At 61.4% G+C, this 15,571-nt stretch carries 12 protein-coding genes and 1 pseudogene; 3 read left to right on the top strand and 10 right to left on the bottom strand.

Annotated elements, in window-relative coordinates; genetic code table 11:
• Positions 1–750: 750 nt before the first annotated feature.
• The 8 genes and pseudogenes from WS89_RS33955 to WS89_RS22820 form a co-directional block, all read right to left on the bottom strand.
• The gene (locus tag WS89_RS33955) at positions 751–1,206 is read right to left on the bottom strand and encodes a hypothetical protein (RefSeq protein ID WP_156440599.1); all 456 of its coding nucleotides are present in this window, start codon (positions 1,204–1,206) and stop codon (positions 751–753) included.
• A gap of 292 nt (positions 1,207–1,498) precedes the next feature.
• Positions 1,499–1,813: pseudogene (locus tag WS89_RS22850) on the bottom strand (ATP-binding protein); the annotation flags it as partial.
• 6 nt (positions 1,814–1,819) lie between these two features.
• Entirely contained in the window at positions 1,820–2,872 is a 1,053-nt protein-coding gene (locus WS89_RS22845; RefSeq protein WP_179949880.1) for a hypothetical protein, read from the bottom strand.
• 70 nt (positions 2,873–2,942) lie between these two features.
• Entirely contained in the window at positions 2,943–3,485 is a 543-nt protein-coding gene (locus WS89_RS22840) for an SMI1/KNR4 family protein (protein WP_082741946.1), read from the bottom strand.
• Complete coding sequence (locus tag WS89_RS22835; protein ID WP_257128205.1) at positions 3,479–7,771, bottom strand: RHS repeat-associated core domain-containing protein; 4,293 nt, start codon at positions 7,769–7,771, stop codon at positions 3,479–3,481. Before WS89_RS22835 ends, WS89_RS22840 begins: the two co-directional genes overlap by 7 nt.
• Positions 7,768–8,241, bottom strand: coding sequence for a DcrB-related protein (locus WS89_RS22830; RefSeq protein WP_059793680.1), 474 nt, complete (start codon positions 8,239–8,241; stop codon positions 7,768–7,770). The genes WS89_RS22835 and WS89_RS22830 overlap by 4 nt, the downstream gene beginning before the upstream one ends.
• Before the next feature lie 27 nt (positions 8,242–8,268).
• Entirely contained in the window at positions 8,269–10,419 is a 2,151-nt protein-coding gene (locus WS89_RS22825; protein ID WP_059793678.1) for a type VI secretion system Vgr family protein, read from the bottom strand.
• A gap of 395 nt (positions 10,420–10,814) precedes the next feature.
• Complete coding sequence (locus WS89_RS22820) at positions 10,815–11,705, bottom strand: SDR family oxidoreductase (RefSeq protein WP_059793675.1); 891 nt, start codon at positions 11,703–11,705, stop codon at positions 10,815–10,817.
• Between the two features lie 98 nt (positions 11,706–11,803).
• Between WS89_RS22820 and WS89_RS33005 the strand changes: the two genes are divergently transcribed.
• Positions 11,804–12,682: a helix-turn-helix transcriptional regulator gene (locus WS89_RS33005; protein WP_082741945.1), complete on the top strand. Its 879-nt coding sequence runs from the start codon at positions 11,804–11,806 to the stop codon at positions 12,680–12,682.
• Positions 12,615–13,139 carry a hypothetical protein gene (locus WS89_RS34705; RefSeq protein ID WP_257128208.1) on the top strand — a complete coding sequence of 175 codons (525 nt, stop codon included), beginning with the start codon at positions 12,615–12,617 and terminating at the stop codon, positions 13,137–13,139. Before WS89_RS33005 ends, WS89_RS34705 begins: the two co-directional genes overlap by 68 nt.
• 220 nt (positions 13,140–13,359) lie before the next feature.
• On the opposite strand, the gene WS89_RS33000 is transcribed toward WS89_RS34705, so the two are convergent.
• Positions 13,360–13,794, bottom strand: a complete 435-nt coding sequence (locus WS89_RS33000) for a hypothetical protein (protein WP_257128204.1) — start codon at positions 13,792–13,794, stop codon at positions 13,360–13,362.
• A 333-nt stretch (positions 13,795–14,127) separates the two neighbouring features.
• On the bottom strand, positions 14,128–14,454 hold the full coding sequence (locus WS89_RS22800; protein ID WP_059793669.1) for a hypothetical protein: 327 nt from the start codon (positions 14,452–14,454) through the stop codon (positions 14,128–14,130).
• Between the two features lie 339 nt (positions 14,455–14,793).
• Between WS89_RS22800 and WS89_RS22795 the strand changes: the two genes are divergently transcribed.
• Positions 14,794–15,531, top strand: a complete 738-nt coding sequence (locus WS89_RS22795) for a transporter substrate-binding domain-containing protein (RefSeq protein WP_059793667.1) — start codon at positions 14,794–14,796, stop codon at positions 15,529–15,531.
• Positions 15,532–15,571 lie beyond the last annotated feature (40 nt).

The raw sequence follows: 15,571 nt of genomic DNA, 5'->3' as shown, positions 1-15,571 counted from the left end.
AGCGGGGGCCGGGGATGTGTTGGCTTCGGGCGGGGTTCGACTCGGGGGCTTGTGGGATGGTGCTGCTGTATCGCCGGGGGGCGGAGGTTGCAGCAGTTTGCTGCCGGGGGGGCGTGCCCAGGTGACTGCGAAAAGTTGCTTTGGCCGACGAGTGCGCAGTGGCCCGCATGCGATCGCTTGAGGTTCGCCATCTGGATGGCCGGCTAATAAATGCGGGCATAGAAGAAATCAGCGGCATTTCGCTATTCGGCACGCAGCATCACGTTGACCACTTCGCGTGGATTGGAATTGGCCTGCGTACCAATGACCAAACGCCTTCCACTCAGCGCGTAGATTGCCCTCGGGCCGGCGACTGCCATCCGTATTTGGCGACAGTCGGCCCCGACTCATACCTGGCATACCGTAATCTCTGAGCGTTACATCGAACGACCGAAATTGGGAGAGTTGACAGTCCACTTCGGGTCGGCTACAGCCGAACACGTCCGACTGCAGCCGGCCACGAGGAGCCGTTCATGTGCACCGTCGCGGAGACACTCAAGCGTCGGTTCCCCCTCAGGAAAGGGCCTTTTAATTCTCGATGTGCAAGCGCCTGGCGCGACCGGGCGTTGAACGGCAGTCGGGCTCACAAGGCTGACAGATTCGAGGTGGGAATCAATAACTGGTTCAATGTGGGGGTGAATAGAAAAGCCCGCACATGCGGGCTTTTTGCCTCCAGCGATTGAATCGCGTAGCCGGGGGCGTACTAACGGATCACGATGGCACAAAGTTCGCGTAAAAAACGGTGTCATCGTCACCATCGCTGTTTGCACGTAGATAGAGCGGTTGCCCCCCTTCAACCGGAAAAGCCAGCTTGGCAGACTCGAATGTGAAACTTAGCTCCAGCCACGCATCGCAGTGGTCGAACTCGGTAATACCGAAGCGGGTGTTGGACTCGGCGCTACCTAAGCGGTTGTTGGGGTCGTCACTATAGGCATAAATTCCAGGGTGTTCTAGAAAGCCGCCGATGCCACTGCCCGGGGGGCCACCGTACCCTACGATTCGCCCATCGCCCGTCTTCACAGCAAACGGTGTTGCGCCTTCCCAGTTGAAGTGGCAGTTAGGATCTGCGTTAGCCTGATCCTGAGTCATGACGTCGACACACACGCTCCCGTCCGGATGGACGCGCGCAAAGAAGGTTTGGTTTTCTCTGGCTTGCAAAGTAAACATGATGGCTCGCTTATAAAAGTCGATTCTGGCACCGGCCCATGGGTGGCCGGAAACTGCGCATCACCTTACCGATATCTGACAATTCGGGCTGCGAAACCGCAATCCCTGAATTTGATCAGACGATATGCATTGTCTGAGAAAGTCCGCGCATTCGTCCAGCGCTAAATCGTGCGGCATTGGCGACAAAACTCGCCTTTCTCATCCTTTGCGGAAATGTGTTCTGCGCCGATTCGTAGTCAGGTCGTCCGTCATATCCATTTCAGGTGACGACGTGAAACCGCCGTTCGAGTCGTCACGCGTCCGCGACGGCCGCGAAGTCCGCCGGCGTTGCGATCACGATCACCGGCTTCGCCGTGCTGTTCTTGAAGCGCCACGAATCATTCCCCGTTTCGACTATGTGGCAGTGGTGCGTTAGGCGGTCGAGTAGGGCCGTCGTCATCTTCGCATCGCCAAAGACGTTCGACCACTCGGTAAAGCTCAGATTCGTCGTCACGATGATGCTCGTCCTCTCGTAAAGCTTCGAGAACAGATGGAAGAGCAAGGCCCCACCGGTTTGCGTGAAGGGCAGATAGCCGAGCTCGTCGAGGATCACGGCGTCAACGTACAGTCGCCATCACAACAGACCGAGGCGGTCGGGCCGCACGATCGTCGGCCCAATGAAGACCAGCTTGCGCAGCGATGCCTGCGGACCGTGCGGCTGCATTCGGAAATGCGGGCGGCGCCAGTGACCGCGAACCTCGTGGACCGAACCTTCCGTCGGCACACTGCCTGCCGACTCGACATCAAGAATCGCGGGCCCGATAAGGTGGCGATCGTAGAGCATGTCGATTTCGGCCAGGCGCTCGTTCCGCTTTCGCTGACCCAGTCCAGGGAACGATCGCGATGCATCCGAGTAGGGGCGCTCGTGGACCACGTATGCGTCGCGGGTTTTGAGATACAGGAGCATCTTGACCGCGTAGTCGATCGATTCACGCAGATACGCGCGGAGCGTTTGATAGGTTTCCGACGATCCGCAGACCTCGTCGAGCAACGCGCCGATGGTCCGATCCGGCTTGTCCAGCGGAAGTTCGACAACGTCAATCGTCGCGCCTCGCTGGCCGTCGTGAAGGCGCATGATCCAAGTGGCACAGCCCAAGGTCTGCCCGTTCCTGAAAAAGATTGTGGCGTCACTACGCTCGCCTTTGCCCCACGACGAGGGCTCCGGAATGATGCACAGTGTGTCGGCGGGAAACTCGACGACACCGATCGGCACATCGTCAGAAATGTAGGCGTCGTCGAGCAGGCGATGCAGGGGCGGAGTGGGTTCGAAAATCACCCCGTTCCGCAGTTCGAACGCCTGCCAGATCGCACTATGCGCGGCAACTGTTCCCGCCTCGTCCGGCATCATTTCGGGGGTACCGTATGGAAGCAGCCGTTTTGCAAGTTCGTCAAACTGGTTGACCAGTGCGACGATCGAGCGCGTGCGCAGCATCTCCGATACGTTGTTCGGCCCTTGTTCGACGACCCGGTGCCACGCTTCCCACGCTTTGGCCGCGCCTGTCGCGCGGAAGCGGACGAAAGCAGGCAAGCGCTCATAACGTGCATCGTCAGCGAGCGCGCTCTTACTCAATGCATCAGCCAATCGAAAGCGAGTGTTGGCATCCGATTCGGCTGCATCAGGACTCAACGGTCGACTCCTCATGTTACGGGGGGCCAGTCGCTACGATGAATCGAAGAGATTGTCCTTCTTATGAACATCAGAACTGGAGATCGACCTTTACAGCACGTGGCGCATCGGGCGGATCTTCCGGAGTGAGACGGTTGATAAAATCCTGCAAGGAATTCGTGATTATTGTGAGGCCATCACTGCTTGGTGGTAAGCCAGGGCCTACCTCACTTTCGTGGTCCCAAAATCCAATGGATTGATCGCCGCCCGACGGACGGACCTTCAAGCACACTTGGTTCCCCCCCGGCGCTTCTCCTATCGGGATCCAATCGGCGGGAATACGTCCCTTGTAGGTGTCGAACATTTCGAGTATCGACGATCCGTATTTGCTCGAAAGCCCGTAGAGCATCTCCACGGAATCCGTGCCGTCTTTTGCAGCCCACGGAGACGGCTCGTCAGAGCGAAACTTGATGAACGATTTAAACTCGATATCGCCTCCGAAATACAGCAACATCTTTCGGTAATCATCCGGAAGTGGGCCAACCTCGGATTCAACGGTCGCCAGAAGTTGCGCCTTCCTGTTTTCCGGCGCGTCAATCGGTGTGGCACCAAGTTGCGAAAGTTTGTCTAGCATCGCGCCTTCCTCATATCCGCTGCCGATCCCGTGTGCGGAACATTCCCGTGGAGATCGGATGGAATAAACTGAATCTCGGTGGTACTCAAATGATGTGGGGTAAGCCCTTTCTCCTTCAAGAGGTTCTTGGCAGCGTTGGCACTAATGCCTTTGATGCGGCCAAGCTCTGCGTAGACCGCCGGGAAGTCTCCTCTCGTTCCGTTAAGCACCCCTTCCTCGAAGGTTAGCTTGCCCTTTGACCACGCGGAGAAATCGGGGCGGCCGCCTTGGAACGGAATTGGGTCACCACCTGTAACCGCATTTACCTTTGCGTTGTCGGAATACCAGTTGCTATTCCCCGGCTCTCCATCCCAACGACCGTTGGAGCGCGGCAATCTATCGGCAGCCCAGCCCCACGGGTCAATCCAGAGGAACGGGTTCGACGCGTACTGGTACAAGTTTATCCCGCCCAGCACCCCGATCGGGTCGGGGTTGATGAAGCGACCGATATCCGGATCGTAGAACCGGAACGTGTTGTAGTGCAGCCCGGTCTCGCGGTCTAGATACTGGCCTTGGAATCGGAGGTTCTGCGGCCGCGGCACATGGCCCGGTGTCCCCGCCGCTTGCACTTCGCCCCATGCAGCCGCAGGTCGCTGCGGCGCACGGGCGATCCACTCCTCGCGAACGGCGTTGCCCCACACCTTGTAGCGGGCCTGCCAGACCAGTTCTCCGTCGGCGTCGGTCAGCTCCTCCGGCAGTCCTGACACGTCGTTGTGGAAATAATAGACCGCATCCCGAGCCTCCGCATCGTTGGCCGCCGGCGCCGCGTGATCGATCCGTGCGAGCGGCGCGTAGCTATTCGCTTCGTAGAGATACGTCAATGCCTCTTCGCCGCGCCGGTCGTGATACGTCTCCTGCACGAGCCGCATGCCGTCCCACAGGAAATCCGTGCTCGTATAGCTGCCGTTGAGCTTGCGGATACGACGGCCGAACGCGTCGTATTCGAAGTGCGTGGTCGACACGCCGAGCCGGTCCTTCGTCACGACGGTCTTCAGTTGATTCCAGTCGTCGTATTCGAGCGTCTGTTCTCTGGCGGGGCCGTGGCCGCTCAGCTTGCGCACGAGCCGCCCGTACGCGTCATACTCGAAGCGCTTGTCCTCGAACATTCTGAGCCGGTTGTGTTCGACGTATCCGCCCGGGTGGTCACTCGATACCAGGTTTGCGGCGGCATCCCAGCGGAACACCTCGGACGGCAGGCCTGGCCCGGTCGCCTGCTCAATGCGGCCGGTCGGGTCGTACCTGTAGCTCGTCGTACCGTAGCGCTGATCACGCTTCTGGACGACGTCGCCCGCCGCGTCATATTGCCACTGCTTGGCGAGCAATACGTCCGCCGATGCACCGCGCTGCGCCGCCGCTCGCGCACGGCGACCAACGGCGTCGTAGCCGAACTGGCTGGTCAGTTTCCCCTGCGTGCGCAGCACCTCGCGATGCAGATCGTCGCGCTCGATATCGGCGATCGCGGCGCCGTCGACGCGGATCTGGTGCACGTGGCCAGAGCCGTAATGCAACCAATCGATCGTCTGTTCGCCCGAGACAGTGGTGCTGATGCGATTGCCGAGCTCGTCGTAAGTGTGCGCCAGCCATCCTGTCGGCGTGTACTCCTCGAGCACCTCGCCGCGCGCGCCGTATTTCAGCGTAACGCGATTCTTCAGCGACGGTTTGCGACCCGTGAGCGCGTACAGTTCGCCCGCTGCGACCCGACCCGCCTTGTCGTAACGGTATTCACAGCGCTCGCGTGTGGCTTGCTTGGCGACGAGCTGCCCGATCGCATCTCGTTCAAATATGGTCTGGAGCTTTCCCTCGCGCAGCGCGATGCCCAGCCCGCGCATATCGTATTCGTACGTGCGCGCGTTGCCGTCGAGCCCGACTTCCTCGATCAGTAGGTCGCGGCGATCGTAGCGGAAGCGATATGTTTCTCGGTTCTCGTTGGTCAGGCTCGCGAGCCGGAACGCACTGTCGTAGCCGAAGCGCACGACACGATCGGCCGCATCAATGCGCGACAACAGCAGGCCGCGCGGATTCAGTTCGTAGCGTGTACGACGCTGGTTCGGATCGACGACTTCGACGAGCCTGCCGGCGTCGTCGTAATGAAACGTCTGGCGTGCGCCGTCGGCGGTCGCAATTGCCGTCACGCGGCCCATCGCATCGGCTTCGTACACGGTGGCATGGCCGGCTGCATCGGTCACGCGCGCGAGTGCACCGCGCGTGTCGTACTCGAAACGAGTGGCCTTGCCCGAACAGTCAGTATAGGAGGTCAGCTGCGCGCGCGCATTCCATGCGAGGAACTTGTAGCCGCCGCGTGCGTCGCGAATCGTGTGCACGAGGCCGCGCTCGTCGCGGTGATATTCAGTGGCGAAGCCCGCTGGATCGCGCGTCATCGTCAGGTTGCCGCGCGTGTCGTAACGGTAGATCCAGCGTGCATTGGTCGGGTCGATTTCCGCGACCGGCAGGTCATAAAAACCGTTCCACTCGGTACGCGCAGTCTGGCCGAGCGCGTCGATGCGAGCGGTCTGACGGCCACGTTCGTCGTATTCGAAGCGCGTCACATGGCCGGCTGGATCGGTCGCGCTGATCAATTGGCGCATCGCGTTCCACTCGAGCAGCCACACGTGGCCTTCCGCATCCACGTGATGAGTCGGTTGCCGATCCTCGTTCCACGCCCAGCGCGTGATGCGGCCGAGTTGGTCAGTGATCGTCACTTCGCGCTGAGTGAGATCCGCATCGAACGTGTAGGCTTCGCCGTCGTCGGTCCAGTGACGCACGACGCGGGCGTCGCGGCCTGTACCCTGCCAGGCATAGAAGCACTGCAAGCCGCCGCGCAGCGTATGCTGGACCATCAGGCCGTGCTCGTACGCGAACTTCCGGCCGGTATGCCCGCTGCGGTCTGTTACAGCGGCCAACTCGCCGGCGTCGGTGTACGCGTATTGCACCAGCGTCTCAGATTGTTCGCCGTCGACGCCGAGCGTCAGCTCGACCGCGGCGATCCGCTGCGGGTGGGCATCGTCGTAGGCTAGCGTCAACACGCGCCCAGCACTGTCGTGCAACCGGGCCGGTCGGATGACGTCACCGGCCGTTTCTTGCGTCACTTCGATCCAGTTGCCGTTGCGATCCTCGAGGCGCCGCAGCTTCAGCGTCTCGGTGTCCGCAATGGCCCGCGCACGCCCGAAGTCGCGATAGAGGCCGTCGACGGTTTCGACCACGTAGTGGCCGCCGGCGGTGCAGATCAGATACATGCCCTCCGGCACGCTGTAGTGGCTTTCACCGGGCGACACGGCCGGGCACACGATGTCGCGGCCTTGTTCGTCCCAGTAGGTGATCGACACGACCTCGCCGCGGTCGCGCACAAGCTGCAGCTCGACGCTGATCGGCACGCTCCAGCCGGGTCCGAACAGGCTGTCCGCACGATCGTCGTGACTGCTGTAGAAGCGCCGCCAGACGATCGGCAGCGGGCCCGGCAGTTCGAAGTCCGTGTCGTCAGCGCCGTCCAGGATCTTGCCGCCGGTGATGACGTTGACCGGGTGGCCTCTCATCAGACTGCCGAGGAGGGTGCCGCCAAGACCGGCCAATAGGCCCATCCCGAGGCACGGCAGTTTGCCCTTCAGGTTGCTCCACTTCATATTGCCGCGCCCGCACAGCGCGAGCGCAATGCCGATCGCCATACCGAGCCAGGCAACCCACGGCCGCGCCGCGCTGATATCGCGTACCGTTTTCGTGCCGCCACCCACGAACACGTTGGGAGATCCTTTGGAGATCGTGCCGTCGCAGGTGGTCTTGTCGTCGACGCGTGCCGCGGGTAAATCGTTGATGTAGACGCTCTCCGAACCCTGCGCGATCATTTGCGGGCCAGGATGGTCCTGACATTCGACGGTATCCATGTCGGCGCCGTCCGCCGCACGCGCAGCGTGTTCGCCGTTGATGAACACGTCCGGGGAGCCGCTCTTGATGTGGCCTTTTTCTTGCGGCGGTGAAATCGCATTGCCGAGCCCCTTCGCGGCCTCGTCGATCTTGTCGTTCAGCCCCGAGGCCTGCATGGTGGCGGCAACGCCCACGCCAATCGCGAGCACCAGTGGCGTAGCCAGGCCGGCCGTGCCGACTTCCAGCACGGCGGCCGCAGCAAGCAGGGCGCCCTCGGTCAGCAGCCAGCCGATGCCCATGCCGCCCAGCAGCGAGCCCCCCATGCCGATCAGGTCACCCATCAGGGTAGTGTGGGTGAACGGATCGTCCTTACGCGCGGCGGGCTGACTCATGGGCGGTGGCTACCGGAAACGAGCGAGGGCGCCGCGGGACCGTGAGGGCGCGGCTCGAAACTCTCGAGCATCCGGTTCGCGAGCGCACGCTGCTCGTCGGTCAGCGGCGCCGCGCTGGTCAGCGTCATGACGATCACCTGGCCGCCTGCGTCGAGCTGAAACGCGGTCTGGTGTTGATGAAACGAGCGGCCGTCCTGTTCGTGCGTGGATTCAGTCTGGACGCCCGGGCATTCCGGCCGTCCTACCGTCACCGACCGTCGAGTCTGCAGAGTGAGGTCCTTGGCGGTGCGCGACGCCAGTTCCCACTCCCGGTCGACGAAGGCGTCGATTGACTCCGCGTCGCGCAGTCGGCCGCGCGACACGACCAGGCTCAAGCCACCCGTCCCGATCGGAAGAATAAGCATGTTGACGGTGCGGTCGAGCGCCGCGTCCGGCAATTCGAAGGTGCCTTCGTGGATAGCGTAGTGCATGGCAGGCCGTAGTGGTGAGTGTTCGCGTTACTTGTTGAGGTCGATGCGCTTGCCGTTGACCATCACGCCGTCGTCGGTCATCAGGATCACGGAGCCCTTGTGCTCGAGGCGGATGCCTTCCGGTGCAAGGGAGATCGAGCTGTCCTGGACCTGCAGCAAGATGCCGCGCTCGGCCATGTAGACCTGCGTGCCGCCGCCACCGTCCTTCGCCGGCGTCGTCACCTCGACGGTAGTGGCTGTGGTGCTGCGCTTCTCGGCGATCGTCTCGGTCAGGTTGCCCTGCGGAATCTGCTTTTCTTCGCTGCCGGTTGCGACCAGGACGGTGCGCAGCGGCCCGAGCACCTTGTGCGTCTCGCTGTTCTCAACCACGGTATTCATGTCCCTCTGCGCGTGCATGAAGAACTCCTGCTGGCCGTTCACGTCGGAGAAACGCAACTCGTTCGAGCCCGCGCCCTTGTGCGTCTGACTCTTGATCCCCATCGTTTGACCGCCGGCGCCGTGGTACGGATTGCCTTGCTCGCCGTTGTATACGCGGCCCACGACTACCGGATTATCCGGGTCCCCCTGATTGAAGGCGACCAACACTTCCTGGTGAATCCGCGGAATCGCTGCCGCGCCCCAGCCGTCGCCCGCCCATGGTTGAGACACACGCACCCACATCGAGTCCGAGCCGTCCTGTTTGCCGCGCCGATCCCAGGGGAAGTGCAGCTTCACGCAGCTGCCGTTGGTGTGAATCTCCTCGCCTTTCGGGCCAACCACCTTGGCCGAATGCGTGCCGTGGATCACCGGCTTGGGCGTGATACGCGGCGCCCGGTACGAAATCTTCTTCGGCAGCAGCGCGAAGCTGTTGCGATAGGGCAGTTTCGTGTCGTGCTGCGTATAGTCGTTCACGACTTCGTGGCGCACGTGCAGGATCACGTATTCCTGGTTGTTCGCCGGCACCGGGTGGTCGGTGACCGTCACGCACCCGGCGGTTGTCATCCGCCACGCATAGCCACCGCCCGCGTAGCGGTGCGCCTGCGCTTCCTCGGCTTGCATGGCCAGTCGAGCATATCGGTTGCCGTCGTCGCCGTGGTCGTACAGCGACTGATGCTCGAACCGCTCAGTCGAGTCGAGCCGCGCGTGCTTCAGGTTCTCCGGGCCGGCTTCGACTCGCATCAGCGGCGACGACGGATTCTGGTGATTGAAGTCCTGGTATGTGACCTTGCCGACCCCGAAGCGACGGCCCTCGTACAACTGGTCAATGCCGTTGAACTCACTTGATTGGCTGGCGGCATACGGTACGGTCGCGAGCCCGTCGATCGGCCGAAACAGCAGGTTCGTGTCACCGATGACCAGGAAGTGCTTGTCCTTCTCGTAGCGGTGCGTCCAGATCAAGCCTTCCTGCTCCATCAAGCGCGTGCAGAAATTGAAATAGGACTCCTGGTACATCACGACATACTCGAGCGGCTTTTGCTCGGTGCGAATGTCGAACACGAAGTCGGAAAAGCCGTGTTCCAGGTAGATCTCGTTCAGAATGTCCTGCGCAGTCTTGTGCTGGAAGATCCGGCAGTCGGTCGAGCGCGTCAGGAACCAGAACCACGGCACCACCGTCATCTGGTACTGGGTCACGCGGCCGGGGTGGCTGACACGGTCGAACGCGGACACGTAGCCGTCGAAATAGCGATCGTTGTCGGTCGCGCCGGCCGCGACAATGCGCTCGAGCGTGGACTGTCGCGCGTTGTGGTCGAGCTTGAGCTTGACCGGCTGGCCGATCAGTTGATCCGGCGTGAGATCGTGCTGGTGCGACAGCAGGTCGACGTGAATTTCCGGCAGGCGATTGACGTGTTCGTCGATGATCGCGGCGCTGAGCAGCAGCACGTCGGGGCCGAGCGGCGTATCGATCGTCGCGTAGCGATTCAGTTGTGTCAGGCGCGCGGTGCCGGTCGCGTTGTTCAGTGCCTCAGCGATCGCGCCCGGCGTTTTTTCCATCAGCGAAAAGCCGGTCTGCGCGAGCTGCGTCGCGCGCTGAAGGGTGTCGACGTGCCCGGCCAAGCCCGCCAGCGGGCCCAGTTGGCCGCCGACGCCGGAGGCGAGCGAGCCGCCGAGGCCGCCCAGGGCGCTGCTGATCGGCGTCAAAGCCCCCATTGGGCTGCCGCCGAGGCCGGTCGGAAGACCGCCATTCGGAGCGAAACTCATTGTTCTTCCTTCGTCTCAGGTTCTGCCGGCCAGGCCGGACGGCCAAAGGCATCGCTAATTTAGGGGAAAACGAGAGGTTACGGAAGTCTCGCGCAAACGTTTTACGGATTCTGACGATTTGGCGTCAGATGGCTCAGAATCGGTGCCGGATGTGATTCGGCTTCGGTCGGTGGGAGCGGTCCGAGGGGGACAGGGGCAGGGGAATCTGCCGCGCAAACGGGTGGAAGCGAAGGCACGGCGCGACCAGATGGCTTGGGCCGCCTCGTCGTTCGGTGCACGCGGGAGCGGTCCGAGTGCATGAAATGGTCGGACTCGACCTGAGCAAGGCATTCACCCCGCTCATGGCACGAAATTGGAGTTGGAAAACGTCGTGCAGTGCAACTCAAAAACGACGCTTATGTCCTGTACCGCGCTTCGTCGAGATCCTCGATCAGTGTTGGTCCTGTCGGATGCCAATCCAACCGCGCCTGTGTCCACGCGCTCGAGGCGGGCATATCCAGTCCGACGAACATCCCCATCCATCCGAAATGCGCTGCGGCTTCCGCCGGGGCGATCGAAATAACTGGCAATTCAAGGCCTCGACCCAGCGCCTCGGCAATTTCGCGACTGCTGATGCCCTCCTCGCCGACAGCGTGATAACGCGCGCCCCGTTCGCGCGCTTCCAGTGCGAGCCGGTAGAGACGCGCGACGTCGGATAGGTGGCCGGCCGCCCAGCGATTGCTTCCGTCACCGACATAGGCAACTACACCTTTTTCACGAGCCACGTCGATAAGCGGCCCAATGAGGCCCTGCTTAAACGGATTGTGAACTTGCGGCAGTCGTACCACTGACACGTTGATGCCCTGTTGTAGCAGAGTCTGCCCCGTCAGTTCGGAGACAATGCGCGGATTGGGATGACTGGCATTGAAGACGTCTTCGGTCGCGGGTTCGCCGTGCTGGCCGCCGCCCATTCCGGTCCCCGACGTGATAATCAGCGGTCGATCGGAACCCGCGAGTGCGGCGCCGAGTGCGGTAATCGCGCGCCTGTCCTTTTCGCAATTCTCGGCGAACCGGGTGAAATCGTGGTCGAACGCCAGGTGAATAACACCGTCTGCCTTTGCCGCGCCGTTGCGCAAGCTTTCCGGCTCATCGAGCGTGCCGCGATGCGGCTCGGCGCCCGCGTCGATGAGTGCTCGCGCTCCCGCGTCCGAGCGCGTCAAACCAATCACCTGATGACCGGCCTGAATGAGTTCGGGGACGAGCGCCGAACCGATAAAGCCAGTCGCACCTGTCAGGAAAATACGCATGGTGAAGCCTCCTTGGTCGTCAGGTGTCCACTATCCGATCATTTGTTATCCCGTTAAAGTAGTGACCTCATCATAGTAAAGTGACTAACAGGTTCACTATGTCAGTCAATACGCCCAGGTCGCTTGGAGATTTTCTGAGAAGCCGGCGGACGCGCCTTGATCCCGCGAGCTTTGGATTTACCGGGCGCAGGCGAACGCCTGGACTACGCCGTGAAGAGGTTGCCCAGCGCGCTAATATCAGCCCGACGTGGTACACATGGCTTGAACAGGGGCGTGGCGGTGCGCCTTCTGCGGAGGTGCTGGACCGGATCTCCAGTGCCCTGATGCTGACGCCTGCCGAGCGCGAGCATCTTTTCATGCTCGGGCTTGGGCGGCCGCCCGAGGTCCGCTATAACCCTATCAATACTGTCAATCCTCGGTTGCAGCGGCTGCTCGATTCGTTGGACGCTAGCCCGGCGATCATCAAGACCGCTACCTGGGACGTCGTTGCCTGGAACCCTGCGGCCGCGGTGGTGCTGACTGATTACGGGACCTTACCGCCCGATCAGCGCAATATTCTCCGATTCCTGTTCCGCACTCCCGCCGTCCGTGAGAAGCAGCACGATTGGGAAAGCGTCGCCCGTGTCGTGGTAGGCGCGTTCAGAGCAGATGTGGCTCGCGCGGGTCTCGCGTCCGAGGTCGGCGAGCTGGTTGCCGAATTGCGCGATCGTAGCGCGGAGTTTGACGCGCTGTGGCGGGACAACGAGGTACTCGACCCGAGCGCAGGAGACAACGTCAAGCGACTTCATCATCCCACGCTGGGTCGGGTCGAGCTGGAGTACTCGGCGCTTTCCGTTGACGGTCGGCCAGACCTGGGCTTGATCGTCTATACGCCGCTCGACAGTGAAGTCGCCGAACGAATCAGGACGCTTGCCGCACGACATCAGCGCGACGCTGTGGCCGAAGATGCGTCGCAAGAGAACGTACGAACTGGATGACGTCGGCGACTGTTCAGGGTCGACTACAGCCGAACGCGTCTGGCTGCAGACTGCCGGAGACGGTCGTTCAAGTCCATACCCTACCGTGATCGCGCAGAATGGTGCAGCATCTGGCGGGCCAGATGCTGCTTGGAGGTCAGCTTCAGAAATGAAAAATATTCAGATCATTGACGGCGCAGAAAATTGTGTTTATGACATTTTTGCAGCGACAGACGAGCAGTTTGATTTGATATTTCCGAACGAGACTGACATTGCATTCATCGACGAGGTTTATGGCCGATCCGATGAGGCGTCGTTGAATGCTGCTTTCGCCGAGATATGGGCTCGTCCGGTGAAGAAGAAGGAGGTGAGCGGTATTCACGGCACACTCTTCTATGAGCTTGGGCAGAAGAAGAAATACTACCCTTCCAGGAAAGACGATGAAGCAGTCAATCCTGACGGAAGCCATTTGCGATAGTGAAATCTTTTTAGCACACGACGCGCCAGCGTAGTTCAGAAGTCTCGTGTGCATTGCCCGCGCAGGTAAACTGAATGACTGTTTCGTGCGGGGGCGACCGACCACTTCTGGCCGAAATCGAGCGCATCGCCGGGTGCCCGGAACGCTTCGAATGTGGATGCTGCGAGATGCGTCGACCGACCGAGTCAACAGAATGAGTGCTATCTCCGCTGACGCGTATTCAACGACGCTCCGTAATCGGACCCTCAGCGTCAACCGTCCCAACGGCGCCGATGGCGCCGCCAACGGAAATCGGTCCATGTGCTTCCAGATCACCGTGCACGGCCAGCGGGCCATGCACGGTGAGCGGGCCGTGAAACGTATTTTCGCCCTGACGTCTGCGTATGACATGCCCGTCGGGAGGAATCCGTTCAATCGTGGCTGCGGTGATCGGGCCGCGAGCGGATATATCACCAGCCACCGTCAGCGAGCCGTCGACAGTAACCGGCCCGAGAACGACGAGCGATCCGTCGACGCTGAGCGGCCCCGTGACGACCGGCTCGGCATGCCCTGACGTGAAGAAGACAGAGGACGCCAGCAGAACCGCGCGCGCCATCGCGCTCCCTGCCCGCCTCGATGCCATGCTCTTTCCTGGCGCCAGATTGAAGCGTTTCACATGTCCTCCTGCATGGTGCTATTTACGCGAGCGCCAACGGTCCACTGACTCGCGACGGACGGCTGCCGCTGAAGCACGCCCGGGCGCTATTGATCCAGTCTAGTCACGGAATTGACTAGTACAAGCGGCATCGGCGCGATAGCGCGACGTGCGCGACAAGCGCGATCTGCGACTGAACGTCTGCAGTGCACCGGGAAGCGACCGGTCGAGCGTTTGCCGGCACACGCCGACGAATGACGGATATTGGCCGGAAATCGCCGGTCGGCGCCCGGTGCGGCCCGACCGGCGACTTCCGACCTGAAGCGGCCGGTAAATTTGACGACAAGCGATCATCTACATTAAGTGCGCGCGATATCGTCCGTACGCGAGCAGCGCGAAAAACAGCAATAAGGCTAAAGCACCAACAAGCAGTGCCACCCTTGCTACGCGCGCCCAGCTATCAATTTGTGGGTCGTTCAGCGATCTATAGTCACCGCTCACCAGCCAGATAATCGGCGCGTAGTTGAATTTACTGTCCTTTCCAAGGAACGCGCTTTCTCCCGGATAGCGGCTCTGCAATTTGGCGGCGATTCTGCTCTGCATAAGGCCGCTGACCAGCAGGCCGATCGCGGCTAGCGCGATAAGCAACTCGAAAACGTGCATGATATCGGCGGAGTCCATGTCGTGAAATTCTTCCTGAGTGCACTACCGTTGCTACGAAACATTATCGACGATTTTCATATCAAGGCCGACTGACCGCTTCGGCCGGAAGTCGCCGGTCAACGCCCGGTGCGGCCCGACCGGCGACTTCCGGCCATTTCCCGCCACTCGCTTGGGTGGTCGCAGTGGGTCACTCCAATGGCTGCTTTGCCGTTACATCGCGTACCCTCGGCGGTTGCGTCAAGAAAATGTCGCCAACTTGCTTACACCCGGAATAATTTTGTCGACGCTTATGGACTTCGACTTCCCACGGTAAGCTGATGAATTCCCGATCGATTCTTCGGCTTGCGAGAGAAAGCGATGAAGTTGACCGTTGCGTACATCGAAGAACCGCCGTTCGGCTGGACCGAGGCGGACGGCACCGCTACCGGCGCCGATCTCGAGCTCGCCGGGACGATTCTCCGGCAGATAGGCGCCACCCGAATCGAGTATTGCCCGACGACGTTCAGCGAATTGCTGCCCGGCGTCGAAGCAGGTCGCTGGGACATGAACGTGCCGCTCTTCGTGACGCCGAAGCGTGCCGATACCGTCGCGTTCAGCGTGCCGGTGTGGGGAATCGGGGACGGCTTTCTGGTTCGGCCCGGAAACCCGAGAGCGCTCCGCAGCTATGCGTCGATCGCCGAACGTCCCGATGTGCGTCTCGGCATCATTGCAGGACAGGTGCAGCATGATTCCGCGATCGCGTCGGGCGTGAGTCGGCGGCAGATCGTCGTCTTCGAACAGCAGGCCGACGCGATCGCGGCCGTGCTTTCCGGTGCGATCGATGCCTATGCGAGCACGGCTTTGGGAAATCGAATCGTTGCGAGCCGGATAGGCGGCTCGATGATCCAGGACGTCGCGCACGAGCCGGAGGTAAACGGCGGCCAGTGGACGCCTCCGCTGGGCGCGTTTTCGTTCAACCGGGAAAACCGCGATCTTCTGACGGCGGTTAATCGACGACTTCGTTCATATCTCGGCTCGCCGGACCATCGCGCTCGCATGGCGAAATTCGGGCTGACCGCGCGCGAAATCGATCCGGCCGTGTTGCACACAGGATAGGTTGGCACGCGGCCGCGAGCGGTCATTCCCGCACGTCGCC

The sequence above is a fragment of the Burkholderia sp. MSMB1072 genome (genome assembly GCF_001524725.1).
Lineage (GTDB): Bacteria > Pseudomonadota > Gammaproteobacteria > Burkholderiales > Burkholderiaceae > Burkholderia.
Note: the sequence above shows the minus strand (reverse complement) of the source record. Positions and strands in the feature narration are given on the sequence as shown.